At 42.0% G+C, this 18,200-nt stretch carries 16 protein-coding genes; 10 read left to right on the forward strand and 6 right to left on the reverse strand.

The genetic code is table 11. From position 1 onward, the window contains the following. Positions 1–42 precede the first annotated feature (42 nt). Positions 43–681, reverse strand: a complete 639-nt coding sequence (locus tag QNI24_RS07480; RefSeq protein ID WP_267175936.1) for a sulfotransferase family 2 domain-containing protein — start codon at positions 679–681, stop codon at positions 43–45. A gap of 167 nt (positions 682–848) precedes the next feature. Between QNI24_RS07480 and QNI24_RS07485 the strand changes: the two genes are divergently transcribed. The 4 genes from QNI24_RS07485 (at position 849) to amaB (ending at position 5,637) form a co-directional block, all read left to right on the forward strand. Beyond that, positions 849–2,234, forward strand: a complete 1,386-nt coding sequence (locus tag QNI24_RS07485; RefSeq protein ID WP_267175937.1) for a hypothetical protein — start codon at positions 849–851, stop codon at positions 2,232–2,234. A 189-nt stretch (positions 2,235–2,423) separates the two neighbouring features. Continuing rightward, the gene (locus QNI24_RS07490) at positions 2,424–3,179 is read left to right on the forward strand and encodes an electron transfer flavoprotein subunit beta/FixA family protein (RefSeq protein ID WP_267175938.1); all 756 of its coding nucleotides are present in this window, start codon (positions 2,424–2,426) and stop codon (positions 3,177–3,179) included. Continuing rightward, the gene (locus QNI24_RS07495) at positions 3,176–4,108 is read left to right on the forward strand and encodes an electron transfer flavoprotein subunit alpha/FixB family protein (protein ID WP_267175939.1); all 933 of its coding nucleotides are present in this window, start codon (positions 3,176–3,178) and stop codon (positions 4,106–4,108) included. Before QNI24_RS07490 ends, QNI24_RS07495 begins: the two co-directional genes overlap by 4 nt. An 11-nt stretch (positions 4,109–4,119) precedes the next feature. Then, positions 4,120–5,637: an L-piperidine-6-carboxylate dehydrogenase gene (amaB, locus tag QNI24_RS07500; protein WP_267175940.1), complete on the forward strand. Its 1,518-nt coding sequence runs from the start codon at positions 4,120–4,122 to the stop codon at positions 5,635–5,637. A gap of 224 nt (positions 5,638–5,861) precedes the next feature. On the opposite strand, the gene QNI24_RS07505 is transcribed toward amaB, so the two are convergent. After that, the gene (locus tag QNI24_RS07505; RefSeq protein ID WP_267175941.1) at positions 5,862–6,329 is read right to left on the reverse strand and encodes a CPBP family intramembrane glutamic endopeptidase; all 468 of its coding nucleotides are present in this window, start codon (positions 6,327–6,329) and stop codon (positions 5,862–5,864) included. Positions 6,330–6,860: 531 nt separating this feature from the next. Between QNI24_RS07505 and pyrD the strand changes: the two genes are divergently transcribed. From pyrD to QNI24_RS07535, 6 genes are all read left to right on the forward strand, one after another. Further along, positions 6,861–7,889 carry a dihydroorotate dehydrogenase (quinone) gene (pyrD, locus tag QNI24_RS07510; protein ID WP_267175942.1) on the forward strand — a complete coding sequence of 343 codons (1,029 nt, stop codon included), beginning with the start codon at positions 6,861–6,863 and terminating at the stop codon, positions 7,887–7,889. Beyond that, complete coding sequence (gene murB, locus QNI24_RS07515) at positions 7,867–8,862, forward strand: UDP-N-acetylmuramate dehydrogenase (RefSeq protein ID WP_267175943.1); 996 nt, start codon at positions 7,867–7,869, stop codon at positions 8,860–8,862. Before pyrD ends, murB begins: the two co-directional genes overlap by 23 nt. A 124-nt stretch (positions 8,863–8,986) precedes the next feature. Continuing rightward, positions 8,987–9,283, forward strand: coding sequence for a c-type cytochrome (locus tag QNI24_RS07520; protein WP_267175944.1), 297 nt, complete (start codon positions 8,987–8,989; stop codon positions 9,281–9,283). 158 nt (positions 9,284–9,441) lie between these two features. Beyond that, on the forward strand, positions 9,442–9,759 hold the full coding sequence (locus tag QNI24_RS07525) for a c-type cytochrome (protein ID WP_267175945.1): 318 nt from the start codon (positions 9,442–9,444) through the stop codon (positions 9,757–9,759). 2 nt (positions 9,760–9,761) lie between these two features. Beyond that, entirely contained in the window at positions 9,762–10,088 is a 327-nt protein-coding gene (locus QNI24_RS07530; RefSeq protein ID WP_267175946.1) for a c-type cytochrome, read from the forward strand. A gap of 74 nt (positions 10,089–10,162) precedes the next feature. Continuing rightward, on the forward strand, positions 10,163–10,963 hold the full coding sequence (locus QNI24_RS07535) for an SDR family NAD(P)-dependent oxidoreductase (RefSeq protein WP_267175947.1): 801 nt from the start codon (positions 10,163–10,165) through the stop codon (positions 10,961–10,963). 27 nt (positions 10,964–10,990) lie between these two features. Here the strand turns inward: QNI24_RS07535 and QNI24_RS07540 are convergent, their stop codons facing one another. The 4 genes from QNI24_RS07540 to QNI24_RS07555 all read right to left on the reverse strand — a co-directional run bounded on the left by QNI24_RS07540 (position 10,991) and on the right by QNI24_RS07555 (position 18,084). Then, positions 10,991–11,506, reverse strand: coding sequence for a BLUF domain-containing protein (locus QNI24_RS07540; RefSeq protein WP_267175948.1), 516 nt, complete (start codon positions 11,504–11,506; stop codon positions 10,991–10,993). A gap of 161 nt (positions 11,507–11,667) precedes the next feature. Further along, positions 11,668–12,108 (reverse strand): azurin, encoded by a 441-nt coding sequence (azu, locus tag QNI24_RS07545; RefSeq protein ID WP_267175949.1) that lies wholly within the window; start codon positions 12,106–12,108, stop codon positions 11,668–11,670. Between the two features lie 209 nt (positions 12,109–12,317). Continuing rightward, positions 12,318–17,228, reverse strand: coding sequence for an NAD-glutamate dehydrogenase (locus QNI24_RS07550; RefSeq protein WP_267175950.1), 4,911 nt, complete (start codon positions 17,226–17,228; stop codon positions 12,318–12,320). A gap of 253 nt (positions 17,229–17,481) precedes the next feature. Then, positions 17,482–18,084, reverse strand: a complete 603-nt coding sequence (locus QNI24_RS07555) for a glutathione S-transferase family protein (RefSeq protein ID WP_267175951.1) — start codon at positions 18,082–18,084, stop codon at positions 17,482–17,484. Positions 18,085–18,200: the final 116 nt, after the last annotated feature.

The following is an 18,200-nucleotide window of genomic DNA, read 5'->3' on the forward strand; positions in this document are numbered from 1 at the left end:
AAAAAGCCGCTTATTATAACAGAATCAGAAATTAATAAATGGTTAGGATGCCACCTTGTCGAATTGATAATCAAAGTTTCTGATGTCATCAAACCAAAGCGAACCCACCCTTGATACCAGGTCATCATCATAGTAATTGCGATAATCACGCCGTTGGATTTTGTTGATGTGTGGTAAATGCTCAAAGTTTAAACCAGTAAACTTCGCAATGACCTCAAGAGATTCATCAAGTGTTTCTAATTTACCGATGTAATCACAGCCAATTTCGCCGCTTTTTAACCGCAATGCATTGACTTGATGGGCTGCAGGCCGCTTGGCCTGAAACTCAACAAATTCAGCAAAACTGAAAGCCTTCAGACGCTTAAATCGGGAATGTGTGGGCTGGGTTTTGATGTATTCGTACTCGGAAACCAGGCGATCCCATGGATTTCTGACCACAGCAAACTTGAAGTAACTTGTAAATTTATCTGCAGGCATGCTGCGCTCAGCCTCAACCAAATTGGCATGTTTACGGTATGAATAGTTGTGATAATCAATCGCTAAGCCACCTCGGCTCAGTAATTTGTACCACCAATGGTTGTTCTTAGGCAGTGACACTTGCTCTAATATTTGCCGCAAACTGGTTCCAGCTGCTTTGCGGATGTGCACAAAAACAAATTGATGACTGTCAGATATAAGCATTGAATTGCTGGTTATTGAGATGGACTCATTTAACTACATTTCAATCAGCAAAACAAATAACCCTTTGTCTATCACCAACCGTATTTACAGTAATCAAAATTAATACATTTAATATGAACCATCTTTCGTAGATTGTGTCCGACTTATTACTACTGAGGAGAAAAACTATGAATTTAAGAACATTAATAACCCTGCTGTTGCTCACTTTTGTCCTGACGCCTCAGGCCCTGGTGGTTCAATCTACAGACGCCCTAGTCATCAAAGAGATAAAAGGCAAGCTTTATCAAATGTCCCGTGAACAATGGTATGATTTTGAGGAATATGTCTATCCTGATGCTTCAGAATTGAAGGCGCATGAAGTCAAGCCTGAGCAATGGCATCACACCATCAGCAAAGGCCAACCAGAAGCAGCTGTGGCACTGCTTTGGACTCTCGCACAGTATGTTTCTAATGATGAGTTACAAGCTTATTTGACGACTGCCTTGAAGCGAAAGTTCAATCACAACGAAGCACAGTTTCACGTTGCCCAAACTGCCTACGAAATCTGGCAACGAAAGTATGGTTGGCAATCCGCATATCGAATTCGCATCAATCAATACGTCAGAAAAAATTTAAGACCAGATGTTATCTGGAAAAATTTGTTTGTGTTTCAAAATGATCATTTCAAACACATCAATGATGCCATTGAATTCCTCAAGAAAGACAAGCCACTGAAAGAATTAAGCACCAATAACCACCTCATCAAGGCTGCCATCAATACAATTTACCAACACTCGGATGTGGATGATTTGAAACTCTGGATGCATGACGATGAGTTTTCAGTTGCTTTAGGTAGTTGGCTGGCGCTGCATCGCATTGCCCCGGAACAAGTTGCGACGGAAGTATTTGAAAAGGCTTTGTGGTGGCAAAGTGAATTAAGCTACACATATGGCTCTGGTTGTGTGCGGATGACTGGTGAGTTAACTCCGATTATTGCCGCGCTGGATTTATTCAGTGATTATCTTTCAAAGGACCAAATCTACACAGCTTTATCAGATGTTCCTGAATTTTGGCAGTCCAATACATCATACGATTTTAAAATACCAAACCCTCAAACTTATCATGCTCTGAACAGGTTCGGCGGCCAAGCATTGGATTTGTACAGTATGAAAAAAATTCAACTACGGCAAAATTACCAACAGCTGACCGGTCAAGAATTTGTTAGTTTTCTGGATGAAGAAAAGAATATTTATCATTTAGGCTCAATCAACTTCAATCAGAAGCTGATCAATTATTTGAGTGAAAACCTTAAAAATCGCTCGGACATTGATTACCAGCATTTTGTATTTCAGGCATTTGATTCGAAGAACAGTTTTGCCAAACAATTCCTGACTGAGTTTATTGATACTCGCTTGGAACTCATGTCAGCCAATGAAATTGACAGACTACTTTTTGATATTGTTTCAGTCTGGCCACGAAATTGGCAAGACTTGAAACAACAAACCACAAACAAGCTAAAACCGCATATGATGCAAATCAAGCACCCTTCTCTTGTTTTAAAGCTGGCTGATTAAAAAACCATTTATACCACCGCTGGCTCAGACATAGTCGTCAATGAGTCAGCGACCACATGAAACAGCGATTAACTCAGAACCCCTTAAATCAATCCACAAATCATTCAAATATCAACCGCACTAATGATGAAATCTACCCACTAATAGTGATATAATCCGACGCCTTTTAACAGACCGTAAATAACTCACATGAAAATTCTTGTAGCTATCAAACGCGTTGTTGATTACAACGTCCGTGTACAGGTCAAGCCTGATGGTTCTGGTGTGGCCACCGATGGTGTCAAAATGAGTATCAACCCATTTGACGAAATTGCCATCGAAGAAGCCCTGCGCATCAAAGAACAAGGCAAAGCCGATGAAGTCGTCGTGGTTACCATTGGTAACAGTGACTCACAACAACAACTGAGAACAGCCATGGCCATGGGTGCCGATCGAGCCGTCTTGGTTGAAACAGATTCAGCGGTTCAACCTTTACAAGCAGCTCAAGTGTTGTTAAAAATCATCGAAGAAGAGCAGCCCGGTTTGGTAATCACCGGCAAACAGGCCATTGATGATGACAACAACCAAACGCCACAAATGTTGGCCACCCTGTGGAATCGCCCACAAGCCACATTTGCATCTCAGGTAGAGTTCACCGGCGACAACAAACTCAACGTAACCCGCGAAGTCGATGCTGGCCTGGAAACCATCCAAGTTGAATTGCCAGCGGTGGTCTCAACAGACTTGCGCTTGAACGAGCCACGGTTTGTTAAATTACCTGACATCATGAAAGCCAAACGCAAACCATTGGAAACCAAGGTTCTGGCAGATGTCGCACCCGATTTACAAGGTCAAATGATTGAGGTTTTATCACATGAAGCACCTCAGCCACGTTCAAAAGGAGTGATGGTTGAGTCAGTTGATGAATTAATAAACATTTTAAAAGACAAGGGGTTAGTGGGATGAGTAAAGTACTGATATTAGCCGAACACAATGGCGATACAATCAACCAATCAACAGCCAAAGTATTAACCGCTGCCAAACAATTGGGCGCTGATACCATCGATGTGGTGTTATTCGCTAACAATGCTGAACTGGCTGCACAACTAGCCACCCTCGCGGGCATCAACGAAGTGAAGTTCGTTGCATCAGCAGATAATCACGATCAATTGGCGGCGTCCATTGCACCTGCAATTGCTGAAATGGGTAAAGACTACAGCCATGTTTGGGGGCCATCAACCACTTTTGGTAAAGACGTGATGCCACGTGTGGCTGCCTTACTTGGCGTTAACCAAGTCAGCGACATCATGGAAATCATTGATGCCAACACTTTCAAACGCCCCATCTATGCCGGTAATGCCATCATCACAGTTAAAACTGACACCCCGCAAATCGTGGCCACAGTACGTACTGCATCTTTTGCTGCTGATAAATCTACCGATGGCAATGCCACGGTCAGCGAACATGCTTTATCTACGGCTGCTGAACATACATCGTTTGTGGAACTGTCATCAGGTAATTCTGATCGTCCTGACTTACAAACCGCAAGCAAAGTGATTTCTGGTGGACGCGGTGTTGGTTCTGAAGAGAATTTTGAGATTGTTTATAACCTGGCTGACAAAATTGGTGCGGCCACTGGTGCCTCGCGTGCTGCTGTCGATGCGGGTTACGTTCCAAATGACATGCAAGTGGGTCAAACCGGTAAGATCATTGCACCCGATTTGTATATGTGTTTTGGTATCTCTGGTGCCATTCAGCATTTAACGGGTATCAAAGATGCAGGCACCATTGTTGCGATTAACAAAGACGGTGATGCCCCGATATTCGAAGTAGCTGATGTGGGATTGGTCGGTGACTTATTTAAAATTATTCCTGAAATGATGGAAAAACTCTAAAGGAGAAAATCATGGATTTTTTGAAAGAACTGGGCCTGAAGGACGTTAATTACGGTACTTATACAGGTTCAAACGGTTGGTCAACTGATGACTCAGCTGGTTTAATCGAGTCACACAACCCTGCCACTGGTGAGTTGTTGGGTAAAGTGGTTTCTGCATCGAACGCTGACTATGAAAAAGTCATGTCTGAAGCTGTTACTGTTGCTAAAGAATGGCGCACTGTACCGGGTCCGTTGCGTGGTGAAGCAGTACGCTTGGTCGGTGATGCATTAAGAAAACACAAAGATGCCTTAGGCTCATTGGTGGCCGCTGAGATGGGTAAAATCAAATCTGAAGGTGACGGCGAAGTACAAGAAATGATTGACATGGCTGATTTTGCTGTTGGCCAATCACGCATGATGTACGGTAACACCATGCATTCAGAACGCCCGGGTCATCGCATGTATGATCAATGGCACCCACTCGGTGTGGTTGGTATTATCTCTGCCTTTAACTTTCCGGTAGCGGTTTGGTCATGGAACGCTTTTGTGGCGGCCATTTGTGGCAACGTTTCTGTTTGGAAACCTTCTCAGAAAGTGCCCCTGTGTTCTGTTGCGGTACAAAACATCTGTAACGAAGCACTGAAAGATGCCGGCTTCCCACCGATTTTCTTGCTATTTAATGATGACAGCAATGAACTGGCCAAAGAATTTGTCGATGATCGTCGAGTTAATCTGGTTTCATTCACTGGTTCGACCCAAGTCGGTCGCCAAGTGGGTGTTCAAGTGGCTAAGCGCATGGGTCGTTCACTGTTAGAGTTGGGCGGAAACAATGCGCTGATAGTTGATAAATCAGCTGATTTGAAACTGGCCGTTCCTGCGATTGTATTTGGCGCAGTGGGCACAGCAGGACAACGCTGCACCACCACCCGTCGTTTATTCGTGCATGAGGACATTGCTGAGGAATTAACCGCCTCTGTGGTCAAAGCATACAAACAAGTGCCCATTGGTAACCCATTGAATGCAGAAACCTTGATGGGTCCATTGATTGATGAAGCATCAGTTCAGATGTACCTGGATGCGGTTGAACGTGCCAAAGCAGCTGGTGGTGAAGTACTCACCGGTGGAAACCGTGTCGATGGCCCAGGTAACTTTGTTGAACCATGTGTGATCAAAGCCCAAGGTGATTGGGATGTGGTTAAAACTGAAACCTTCGCACCGATTCTGTACGTTATGACTTACAGTGATTTGGATGCTGTGATTGAATCACAAAATGATGTCGCCCATGGCTTATCATCCGCCATCTTCACCAATGACCTGCGTCAAGCAGAGCAGTTCCTGTCTCCTGCCGGATCAGATTGTGGTATTGCCAACGTCAACATTGGTACTTCAGGTGCTGAAATTGGTGGCGCTTTCGGTGGTGAAAAAGACACTGGCGGCGGCCGCGAAGCCGGTTCTGATGCATGGAAAGCTTACATGCGCAGACAAACCAACACCATCAACTATTCTACTGAGTTACCATTGGCACAAGGTATTAAATTTGATATTTAGAATTTACTTGTGAGTTGATTTGAAAAAGGGCCTGCGGGCCCTTTTTTTGTTTGTATTTGATTGGAATAATTGTAGGTTGGGCTGATCGAAGCGAAGCCCAACATCAAACCTATAATTTAAAGAGCTTGAAGATTAAATCCTACCTTCTAACTTTAAATTTACAAAGCCATAAAATTCAATACATAATAAAATAAAGTGTTGAGCTTCGCGTTGCTCAGCCCAACCTACTTGCTTTTGTTCAAACAATCAAACTCAACCCTTCCCTTGCGCCAGTAAATAAGCGCAAAAACCACAGCAACAGAGGCAGGAATCAAGCCAAATTCATCGGTAAACCAATTTGAATTGGTCGTTTCGACAGTTAATGGTGCGTAAAACTTTTGAATGAAGACATTGTTGCTCATGTGAAAAATCACAGCGGTCCAAATACCACCGGATTTCAATCGATAGTAAGCCATGACTACAGAGATCGAAGTGATGAATACTGTAAAAACAATTAACTGAAACACCAGTGGTGTTCCATCATTGCCGTATAAACCCAAAACTATCAATGGAAAATGCCAAAACGACCACAGCAGGCCACTGATTAAAGAGACTCCAGTGAAGCCCATGAACTTTGAAAGTTCAGGCACCAGCAGACCACGCCAAGCAACCTCTTCTCCCAGTACCGAAGGTAAGGTCATAATAAAAGTCATTGTAGCTGTTATTAGAAAATGAAAAATTATCACTTGATAATCAGACCATTCTAAAAGGTTGTAATCACTTTTCATTTCATTAACTGACTCTAAATTATACCAACCAGCAAAGCCCAAAAACCAAATAGTTAAATAGGCACAAGTGGCTAGAAACAATGGAATAAAATAACTCATCCATTGATGCTTTGAATGGCCCCAGGCCCACCCTAGCGAATTCAAATTTCTAGACCTTATCAGTACCGTAAGCAATGCAGCCAAACCAACAGACAGCATCAATGGCGTTGCTTTACCCGTTCTATATATCAACCAAAATCCAACAAAATACAGAAGCACTGTAAAAATTGCGAATATTGACAAGGTAAGTAAAGAGTCTTTTGAAATTTTCATTTGAGTTGATGTATATTTAATACGATGAATAAGCTAAAAACGTTCGCCACCAGAAATTGTTACTTTGTTTGTTTAACATTTCATACTAAATGCCACAAAATGATTTAAAATTCACCACTTATATGACACCTAAAACGCTCAACCATGCTCGAATTTTTCGCCCGCAAAACCCTACAAGCCCTACCCGCTGAACTGGCTCACGATTTAGCCATTCAGGCATTAGGTTCTCCTTTATCCATTTTCACCAAAACTAAGCAGATTCAAAACCCTGTTGAACTGATGGGCATTAAATTCCCAAACCCAGTTGGTCTGGCTGCAGGTTTTGATAAAAACGGCGATGCCATCCATGGCCTGAACAAACAAGGTTTTGGTTTTTTAGAAATAGGCACCATCACGCCCAAACCGCAAGCCGGTAACGACAAACCGAGGTTATTCAGGTTATCTGCTGATGATGCCATCATCAACCGCATGGGTTTCAACAACAAAGGCATTGATTACTTAGTTAAACAGGTAAAAAAATCAGCTTACAAAGGAATATTGGGCATCAACATAGGCAAAAACAAAACCACACCCAACGAACAAGCACTGAATGATTATATCCATTGTTTTGAAAAAGCCAGAACATGGTGTGATTACATCACGGTCAACATATCCTCTCCAAACACCCCTGATTTACGTGAATTACAAAACGACCAAGCCTTGATCGATTTACTATCAGGCATCAAAACCAAACAAACAGAATTAGCTGACAAAGATGGGCATTACACACCGGTGGTGGTCAAAATATCACCTGATCAGAATAAAGACCAACTTGAATTCATGGTCAAACAAATCGTTGAATCAGGCTTTGACGGCATCATTTGCACCAACACCACCATCGACCGGCCTGACAGCTTACAAAGCACTGCTGACGTGACGGCAGAAATGGGTGGATTAAGTGGCAAGCCATTGTTGAAAAAATCCAATGAAACCCTACGCCTGGTGAGAAGTTTTGCTGGCAGGGATTTCCCAATTATCGCAGTTGGTGGTATCATAGATAAGGAAGGCGCCATGGAAAAATTTGCTTTGGGCGCTGATTTGATACAAATTTACACAGGTTTTGTACTCAAGGGTAACCGCCTCATCAATGACATTAACAAACAACTGATCAGTGAAAATACTAGAAAACCATAATTTAAAAAAATACAATACCTTGGCCGTTGATTGCAGGTGTGATCAATTTGCTGAAATCAAATCACTGGCTGATCTAGAGGCTTTACCAAAGGACATAAAAATCACTGAAATGCTGATCATGGGCTGTGGCAGCAACATCCTTTTTACTGAAGATTTACATCGTTTTGTGGTGCGCTTTAAACCCAGAAAGCACATCACTGTAGTTGATGGTTTGGTGGTCGCTTGGGCAGGCACACCTTGGAATGACTTGGTCAACTGGGCAGTGGACAAAAACTTAGGGGGCATTGAAAACCTGGCCTTGATTCCAGGTCTGGTTGGCGCTGCACCTTTCCAAAATATTGGTGCTTATGGTACCGAACTACAAGATTCACTGGTGTGGGTAGAAGTTTATAATTGGCACACTGGCATGTACCACCGTTTAAGCAATGAGGAATGCATGTTCTCATACCGCCACAGCATCTTTAAATACCATGACCAGCCTTGGATCATCAGCCGCATCGGCCTCGATCTCAGGGCAGACAGTCCCATCAATATCAGTTATACCCCGTTACAAGAAAAGTTCATCAACAGCAAAACTCAACCCACATTCAAACAAGTCGCTCAAGCAGTGACAGAAATCAGACAAAGTAAACTGCCTGATCCTTACGAGCTCCCCAACGCTGGCAGCTTCTTTAAGAATCCTGTGATCGAATCACAAATTGCCAAAAGAATTCAACGCAGGTTCAAAGACTTGCCTTTGTTTAAAAATAAACACTCTGACGAAGAAAAAACCAGCGCCGCCTGGCTGTTAGAACAATGTGGATTCAAGGGCCATCGTGAGGGGGATGCTGGTTTTTACGACGAACATGCCCTCATTTTGGTGAACCACGGTGATGCCAGCGGTCAAGATTTATTGCGCATGACCAAAATGGCCAAGCGTGCCGTCAAAATCAAGTTTGGTATCGAATTAGAAGAAGAAGTGCGCGTTCTTTGATGCTTGAACAAGAACTTGATTCAGGTCAAACTTTAGATCTTAACCACACATAATTTACTTTAATTAACACATTCTCGGTGACATAAATGCTATGCTACGCGGAAATTTAAGACTGGATACAAACATGAAAAAAACCACCCTATTAATCACATTAATGCTTGCCTCTTTCAATACTTTTGCTGGTGACATAGAAGCCGGCAAAGCCAAATCTGCCGTTTGCGCTGCCTGCCATGGCCCTGAAGGCATCAGCATGAACCCAATTTGGCCCAACTTAGCTGGCCAAAAAGAAGCTTACTTGGTTAAACAAATCAAAGCTTTCAAAAGTGGCGAACGCAAAGACCCAAGCATGGCACCTATGGTCGCTAGCTTAACAGATGCTGATATTGAGAACATTGCTGCCTACTACGCCAGCTTGAAATAAAAAATAAAGCATCAACAAATTAGATTTTGGAAGGGTTGCATATGCAGCCCTTTTTTGTGCCTAGATGATTGTTTGTTTTTTGCGTTAATCGACTCATTGGCATTGAGTCCACTGACTTAACTGATTATAATGTGTGCTTTTATTGAATCTGGATTAGGATGAAAATAATTTCTTTACTGGCTCTGATGCTTTTATCATTCCAAATTGCCGCAGCAGGCAATGCCGAAACAGGCAAAAAAATAGCCTACACATGTTCTGGCTGTCATGGTATTCCATTTTATCAAAACAGTTACCCCAGCTATCATGTGCCCAGACTCGGTGGCCAAAACGAAGCCTACCTGGTAGCAGCCTTAAAGGCATACCGTTCTGGTGAAAGATCTCACCCAACCATGCAAGCACAAGCAGGCAGCTTATCTGATCAAGACATGGCTGATATTGCAGCGTTTTTTGCCAGCTATAAAAAAGCCAAGGAGTGAACATGAAAAACACACTATTGATGATCCTTTTAACCTTCAGTGCCTTGAGCTTTGCTGGTGATGTTGAAATGGGTAAAGAAAAAGCAGCTCAAGTATGTACCGCTTGTCACGGCATGGACGGCGTGGGAATTGATGAGACTTATCCAATCTTGGCAGGCCAATATGCCGATTATTTAGAAAAAGCCTTAAAAGATTACCGTTCAGGTGCGCGAAAGAATGCCATCATGGCCGGTTTCGCAGCCACTTTAACTGATGAAGACATTGCCAATGTATCAGCGTATTATGCCCAGTTAGAGAACAACCGCTTAACTGATACTAAATTTAAATAAATCAGTCATTTTATTGAAACAACAAAAGCCAAATACTTTAATTAAGTATTTGGCTTTTTTTTGGATTGGAACTTATGAATAATCAAAAATGGGCACTCATCACTGGTGCATCAGCTGGTATTGGTGCCGAATTTGCCCGACAATTGGCCGCCAAAGGCTGGTCATTGTTGTTGGTGGCCAGGCGAACTGACAAGTTAACAGCGCTGCAAACTGAAGTAACCAATCATAATCAAGTGGAATGCCAGATATTGGCTGTGGATTTGGCCGAAGTAAACGCCAATCAACTGGTGTTTAATTACTGTCATGAGCAAAAAATCAACATCTCTATGTTGGTCAATAACGCTGGATATGGAGTACCAGGCGATTTTGATGCAGTTGATTGGACAACCCACCAAGCCATGTTACAAGTCATGCTCATTTCATTGGTAGAACTGAGTCATTTGTTTTACCCGAACATGAAAAAAGAAAAACAAGGGTTTATTATTAATGTCGCATCCCTGGCAGGACTGACACCTCCAACTGCAGGTCATACCCTTTATGGTGCACTAAAATCCTTTGTGATTAAATTCAGTCACTCCCTGCATTTAGAGGCCAAGGAACATGGCGTGCATGTATCTGCCCTTTGTCCTGGATTTACCTACACTGAATTCCATGACGTCAACGGTACCCGCAGCATGGTCAGTCAAATGTCAAAAAAATTATGGATGACGGCATCTGATGTTGTCTCTCAAGGCATACAAGCTGTAGAAAAAAACCAAGCAGTCTATATCAATGGCAGACGCAATCGAATGATTGCAGGTTTGTGCAAATACCTACCAGAGGGGGTCGTTAGATTCCTCATGAAAGGCAGTGTGGCTAAATTCAGAAAAAGATAAATACTGATTTCCACCGGCACCAACAAATCAGCCAAAAAGTCTGGTCCAAAAACTTTTTTTCTTGTTTGGTGCTTGCACCTTAGATGAGTAATTTTGATCAGGTTTTGAGGTTTTATCATCTGTTGTGGTGAATAGATTGAGCAGCTCCTCAATCATGTAATCATCGAATTCATAGGGGTTGAATTCATCCATACCAAATTTTTTCAATAATCCAGCCACCCTGTCTTTGGTTGCTACGTACTTCATAGACCAATCTGAAAATTGGCGTTTATAAACACGTTTAACGGACAGTGTCTCTATGTCTTTGTGTCTGGGGTCAGTAGATATTTTTTGATACAGGGCATTGACCACGTCTTGTTCGCCCTCCAAACATTGGAAGAAAATATCATTGCTGAAATAAAGCACGCCTCCAACTTCTAGTTTGGGGTTGTTTTTCCTTGACTGCATCAGTATTCTTCCCACATCTATAGGTATTTCCGTACCTGCCTGATGTATTGGGTTGGTGGTGGTACTGACATAAACCATGCGTAATAAATGACTCATAAGTGCTCTGTTGGACTGATAATTTAATCCAATTATATTAAGTAATCATTTGTCGAGGCTGAGTGATTTTAGATGGGGATTTGCGTGAATGTATCACCTTGTAAAATAATTAAAAAAAAGGGCGCCTGTGGCGCCCTTTGTCTACCAATTAATGGCAATGTTTAAATTAACTTAAATGTACCTTTCATGATGGCCCAGTGCCCAGGAAATGAACAAAAGAAAGTATACTCACCATCCTTACTCAGACCTTTGGTCGAAAATGTCACTGAAGTTGATTCACCACCACCAATCACTTTACTATAGGCTAAAACACGTGCATCGCCTGGTGGTACATACTGATTATCCAAACCAGCTGACATGCCCGCAGTGGCTACTGCTTGAAAGTCTGCGGTTTTGGTTAATACCCAGTTATGCCCCATCACATTGGCTGCTAATTGACCGGTGTGGTTCAATGTAACTGTGACTTCTTCACAACTGGCAGGTGCGCTCATTTCTGTCTTATCAAAACGCATCTGATCAGTACTGTTGACCACCAGTTCACATTCATTGGCCCATGCAAATGTGCTGGCCAGCAATAAAATAAAGGTTGTTGCTTTTTTCATAGTTTTCTCTTTTGTGGGATTGGCTGTAATCCTACAAAAAGCACCATCAAATTCATGTAAAAAAACAGTGATTTCATGCCATTATTTGATCTAAAAGTAGCCAACGAAATAACCGTCCAAATTAAATGGTTTTTCTGTTAAGGGAGAAATTTTATGGCAGTGAATTGGGTCGCAGCACACAACCCCATTCATAAAGAGCTGTAACACCTTCACTTAGTGGCATTCACCAATTGGCTCAAAGAATTAATTGCCACCATGATGGTCGGATAATCAACGTTCTTCTCATGCTTGATGGACATCATCATGTCTTTGACGTTTTTAACTTTATGCCCAAAATCTTCTGACCATGTTTGTAACGCGGCATCACTGTTTTTGCCATAACGTTTGATCAACGAAGCCGTGAGTTCGGCATGATAGGCAGTCAGATCGTCACGCAAACCTCCTCGGGCATGAACATGCCATTGATTATTGACTTTTAATTTCTCAATCATGTTTTGTAACCAAATCAAGTTGAGCATCTTGCCAACAGGGAAATACATGTCCGCAGCATTTTTAACCGTAACCTTTTGTTCATTGGCCACTTTTACCACATCCAGTGCTGCGCTTAAGTAAGGTAGAGCTGCGATGTCTCGAGCCAAGGCCTCTGAAAAGCCTTGTTTGCTGATGGCGTTGATGACACGGTTCATGGCTGCCTGATCAACATCCGAAATGTATTTGCTGAATTCTTTGCGGAACTGATTGACCCCTTTATTCAACGCATTGATTTGTTTTTGAATATCCAAACCATGACCTAAATTATTCAAAACCCAGCGAATGGTTTGTCGCGCAAATTGCCAAATTGAGACAAAACTCTCAATCTGCTTTGAAACTTCAACTTGTCCATCATGAGCCTCAATGTCATGCCATAAATCATCCAGTTTAAACAGCTCAACAACTATGTAAAAAGCCTTACATATGGCACCAACCCCTGCGCCAGTATCTTCCTGCATGCGCATCACAAAAGTAGCACCCATTCGATCAATGACCTGACTGGTCATAATGGTACCTATGATTTCTCGTTTCAATCGATGATTATCTAAATATTTGGCATCCACTTTTTGTAATTTTGAAGGGAAATAATTCACCATCAAACGATTTAACCAAGGATCATTCAAGACTTTTGATTGCATCACCTGTTCGTACATGTCTAATTTCGAATAAGACAACAGGACACACAACTCAGGACGCGACAACCCGTCATTATTTTTTCGTCGACGCTCCAATTCTGAATCGCTGGGTAAAAATTCAATGTCTCGGTCCAACAGCCCTTTACTTTCCAATAAGCGTATCAAATGTGCTTTGGCCCCTACCCGCTTGGCACTGAGGTGCTCCATAAAACTCAATGTCTGGGTTTGCATGTAATTATTTTTTAACACCAAATCACTGACATTCTCAGTCATTGAAGCCAATAACTTATTGCGAGACTTCACATCATATTTACCATCTTCCATCATCGCTTTAAGCAATATTTTGATGTTAACTTCATGGTCGGAACAATCGACGCCAGCTGAATTATCAATAAAATCAGTATTGACCTTACCGCCATTTTTGGCATACTCAATGCGACCTTTTTGCGTTAAACCAAGGTTACCACCCTCGCCAACGACCTTACACCGCAATTGCTTACCATCAACCCTCAAAGCATTGTTGGCACTGTCACCGGCATCTGCGTGGGTTTCATCTGAGGCTTTGACATAGGTTCCAATGCCCCCGTTCCAAATCAAATCTATTTCAGATAACAACAGGCGTTTGATTAAATCTTGTGGTGCCAGTTCATCTTCTTTAATACGTAACCAAGCTTTTACTTCAGGTGAGATCGGAATGGCCTTATCAAACCTTGAGTAAATACCACCGCCTTTTGAAATTAACTCTTGGTTGTAGTCTTCCCAACTGGATCGAGGTAGTTTAAATAAACGCTCGCGTTCCTGCCAAGAGCTGGCAGAATCAGGGTTGGGGTCAAGGAAGATGTGTAGGTGATTGAATGCCGCTTTGAGACAAATGTGTTTAGACAATAACATGCCATTGCCAAAAACATCCCCCATCATGTCGCCAATACCAACCACAGAAAAATCTTCACGCTGACAATCCACACCCAGTTCCCTGAAATGTCGCTTAACTGACTCCCAAGCACCTTTGGCTGTGATACCCATGCCTTTGTGGTCATAACCAGCAGAACCACCTGATGCGAACGCATCACCCAGCCAAAACCCCCTTTCTTCAGAAATACCATTGGCTATGTCTGAGAAAGTGGCCGTACCTTTATCAGCAGCAACCACCAGATAAGGATCATCCTCGTCATGTCTAACCACATTTTTAGGTGCAATGATACGTTTTCCTTTGATGTTATCGGTGATGTCGAGCATGCTACCAATAAAAATCTTATAACAACTGATGACCTCAGCCATGACCTCTTCGCGTGAACCATTGGGCAGATTTTTTACCACAAATCCACCTTTTGAGCCCACCGGTACGATGATGGAGTTTTTTACATTTTGGGCTTTCATCAAACCCAATACTTCAGTTCGGAAATCTTCATACCTGTCAGACCAGCGCAATCCACCGCGCGCCACTTTGCCCATGCGTAAATGGATGGCTTCAACCCTGGGGGAGTAAACAAATATTTCTCTGAAAGGCACAGGTTTTGGTAGAAAGTCCAAAGCCGCTGAATCGACCTTGATACTGATGGCAGGTCTGAATTGGCCGTCACTGTCAGTCTGGTAATAATTGGTACGCAAGATGGCACCAATGGTGTCGACCATGTGTCTGATTATTCTGTCTTCATCTTGAGACTTAACAGAATTTAATAACGCATTGATTACTTTAGTTATTTTCTCTGACATTAAGCCGCGAGAGAATTTACGACTGCGAATGTATTTATCGACACAATCTTGTTGGTACTGATTCAGTTCAACATTTAAATGCTGACATTGAATCACAAATTTCTTACCAAATGCATCCAAATAGCTTCTGGCTTCTTTGGCTTCAACATGGTCCAACTTAGGCAAAAACTTGACAGTGAACAATTCCACGATCCAACGAGAAATGTGCGAGTTTTGTATCATCGCTTTTTCTATGTAGTCTTTGCTGTAAGGCAAACCGGTTTGCAGCAAGTATTTGACCAAGCCACGCAGAAAGTTTATTTGACGCCATGTCAATCCACCAAGAATTATGAGTTTATTCAGCGGGTCAGATTCGAGTTCACCATTGACCACTTGAGCGAATGCTTCATGAAACCTACTTTTAACCAAATCCAACTCTAAACCCTGTCCTGAAGCCAAAGACAGATCAAAATCCTGCACCCAAATACTGTGACCATTGGCCATCTTTAATTCATAGGGTCGTTCACTCACTACATGTAAGCCCAGGTTTTCCAAATCTGGCAAAACCTCACTCAACGGGATGGTGTGATGGTGTCGAAAAACCTTGAATCTGAAATCACCTTGACGCTTTATTCGCGGTTGATAGAGACTCATCTCAATATCAGTATCGCCATTGAGTTTATCTGCATTTTCAACATCAAATGAGGCCACCCAAGGACTGACATCTTCACGGTAAGCCACTGGAAAACTACCTTTAAACTTTGCCATCAATCGAGTGCTTTCATTAACACCCAAACGCTCTGTCAAAGTTTGAGCTAACTTGTCTTCCCATGTCGTAACCACTTCGATCACTTCATTTTTTATCGCCCCCAACAGTTCAGCATTGAAATGCTTGATGTCTCTGATGACCACGTACAATCTGGCATAATGTGACTCATCAATGGCCACTGCATACTCAACCTCTACGCCACCCACTGCATTGGCCAGCAATGCCTGAATTTTATGGCGTGTATTGGTGTTAAATAAATCTCGCGGCACATAAACCATGAATGAGCAAAAACGATTGAATTTATCTTGTCTGGCTGTGACTTGTGTGGTGATTTTTTCTTGAATGACCAAGGACTGATAAACTGCATTGAATAGCTCATTGGTATTGGACTGTAACACCTCATCTCGCGGCATGGTATCGATGATGTGCATCAACATCTTGCCGGAATGTGAATTGGAATCAAAACCAAACTGTTTGATTAACACTTTGATTTTGGTGTTGATGTAAGGTATTTTTAATACATTGGTATTGATCGCCACCGAAGTGAACAAACCAATGAAGCGATGTTCAGCCACCACCTGTCCTTTTTCATCTGTTTCTAACAAGCCAATATAATCCAAGTTACCTTTTCGGTGAATCTTTGAAATCACATTGAGCTTGGTGATAACCACCAAATCTGATTGTTTTTTGATTTGGTAATCTTCAACAGACAACTGGCTGGCATCATTGGCCTCCGCATCCAATGTCGGACTTAATAAGCCTAATCCAGTATCAGCAACAGCACCCAGGTATTTGCGTTTGCGATCGTACTTGCGGTAACCCAAAAAGGTGAAATTATCATCTGTTAACCAATCAACAAAAGCCTGTTGTTGTTGACGCACCGTGTCATCACCCAAGCTTCCTAAAACTGTTTTTGCATGTGCTATTTTTTCTAACATCGGTTGCCAATCGTTGACCGCAGTTCTGATTTGAGCGAACACTTTAACCAAATAATCCTTCAGTTGTTGGCTGATTGTTTTGTCTTCAATTCGTTTTATTTCAATGTATATCAACGATTTAGCTTGGGTTTCGCCTTTTTTGGGTTTTTCTATCAATACCCTTTTTTTATCTTCACCCTTGATTTGAATAATGGGGTGTGAAATTAATTTAATACTCAAGCCAAACTCTGCACAGGCCATGGTGGCAGAATCAACCAAAAATGGGATGTTGTCATTAACCAAAATTATTTGTGTGACAGTTGGGTCAGATTTAGGGTTGACCACCTCTATAACAGGATTTCTCAGTTTTCTTGCCGACATGCTTCTGATCATCAAATTAAAGGTATTCACCCAATAATCTATGTCATGCATCTCCATTTCTTCAATCGACATGTGAGTGAACATTTGTTTACCCAGTTGTTTGATGCTGTCTTTGTAGGCTGATTTGCCTTGGTTAACTTGGTTGGAAAACTTTTTGATGAACTTTTTATGTTCTGCCGTTAATAATGATTGCATCTGATTCTCTGTATCAATGTATCTTTCAGTGCGTCACTGGTCTGAAGTGACAACGTTAAAATTACCAAAAGGCGAGCACCCAGTTTTATCATCATTAATCATTTTTTTATGAGTCCCCGTCCATTAGCATGTGCACAAATTCATCATGAATGCGATGTGCAACATGGTTGAATTTTAACGGTTTAATGGCATGAATAACACCCTAATATTGAATATTAAATCAGCCTTATTCCTTCAAGTATGACTACGTGTTTTATTTGAGTCCATTGATAACAAATGGTTGCTGTAATAAGTGCTCGTACCAAAACTGGGTATTTGGGTGCTCTTTATTGATGATGTCATCACGCCAAAAATCAATGATTGGTAGAGCCGCCATATCAGCAATACTTAATTCATCACCAGCAATATAAGCCGACTCATTAAGCTGGGACTCAATTTCTTGACAAAAACGCAGGGCACGAGATTTAAGTACATTGGCAGCCTCAACTTGTGGTGGCTTGACCAAAGCTTTCAATAAAAAGTTGTTGAATACATTGACCCCAATATCTGTGGTTATAAAACTTAACCACTGTATGGTTTTGGCTCGCTGAGCTTGTTCTTGACTTAGAAACTTGCCGCTTTTTTCTGCCAAGTAAATCAATATGGCCGTGGTCTGTGACACTGTTAAGACTGGCTCTACTGATTGATCTACAATCACCGGAATTCTGCCTGAGGGATTGATGCTAAGAAATTCACTGCCGCGCTGTTCGCCATTCATTATATCTATGGTATGAGTCTCATGCGGTAAACGCATTGCGGCCAATGCCAGCGCCACTGCCCTGCCATTGATGGTATTAAAGGTATAAAAATCTATCATGTCTTGGCTCAATTTAAGTCACAAAAATATTATCATGCACACTCGAGATGCATTAATACTTGTAATCTTTTTATAATAGCCTAAAATTTGATATATCTCTTAATCAAGATATAAAG

The sequence above is a fragment of the Marinicella marina genome (assembly GCF_030065545.1).
Classification (GTDB): Bacteria; Pseudomonadota; Gammaproteobacteria; order Xanthomonadales; family Marinicellaceae; genus Marinicella; species Marinicella marina.

Excerpts from the sequence above, each read along its gene's own strand:
- QNI24_RS07480 (WP_267175936.1), bottom strand. The coding sequence starts at position 681 with ATGCTTATATCTGACAGTCATCAATTTGTTTTTGTGCACATCCGCAAA.
- QNI24_RS07485 (WP_267175937.1), top strand. The coding sequence starts at position 849 with ATGAATTTAAGAACATTAATAACCCTGCTGTTGCTCACTTTTGTCCTG.
- QNI24_RS07490 (WP_267175938.1), top strand. The coding sequence starts at position 2,424 with ATGAAAATTCTTGTAGCTATCAAACGCGTTGTTGATTACAACGTCCGT.
- QNI24_RS07495 (WP_267175939.1), top strand. The coding sequence starts at position 3,176 with ATGAGTAAAGTACTGATATTAGCCGAACACAATGGCGATACAATCAAC.
- amaB (WP_267175940.1), top strand. The coding sequence starts at position 4,120 with ATGGATTTTTTGAAAGAACTGGGCCTGAAGGACGTTAATTACGGTACT.
- QNI24_RS07505 (WP_267175941.1), bottom strand. The coding sequence starts at position 6,329 with ATGACTTTTATTATGACCTTACCTTCGGTACTGGGAGAAGAGGTTGCT.
- pyrD (WP_267175942.1), top strand. The coding sequence starts at position 6,861 with ATGCTCGAATTTTTCGCCCGCAAAACCCTACAAGCCCTACCCGCTGAA.
- QNI24_RS07520 (WP_267175944.1), top strand. The coding sequence starts at position 8,987 with ATGAAAAAAACCACCCTATTAATCACATTAATGCTTGCCTCTTTCAAT.
- QNI24_RS07525 (WP_267175945.1), top strand. The coding sequence starts at position 9,442 with ATGAAAATAATTTCTTTACTGGCTCTGATGCTTTTATCATTCCAAATT.
- QNI24_RS07530 (WP_267175946.1), top strand. The coding sequence starts at position 9,762 with ATGAAAAACACACTATTGATGATCCTTTTAACCTTCAGTGCCTTGAGC.
- QNI24_RS07535 (WP_267175947.1), top strand. The coding sequence starts at position 10,163 with ATGAATAATCAAAAATGGGCACTCATCACTGGTGCATCAGCTGGTATT.
- QNI24_RS07540 (WP_267175948.1), bottom strand. The coding sequence starts at position 11,506 with ATGAGTCATTTATTACGCATGGTTTATGTCAGTACCACCACCAACCCA.
- azu (WP_267175949.1), bottom strand. The coding sequence starts at position 12,108 with ATGAAAAAAGCAACAACCTTTATTTTATTGCTGGCCAGCACATTTGCA.
- QNI24_RS07550 (WP_267175950.1), bottom strand. The coding sequence starts at position 17,228 with ATGCAATCATTATTAACGGCAGAACATAAAAAGTTCATCAAAAAGTTT.
- QNI24_RS07555 (WP_267175951.1), bottom strand. The coding sequence starts at position 18,084 with ATGATAGATTTTTATACCTTTAATACCATCAATGGCAGGGCAGTGGCG.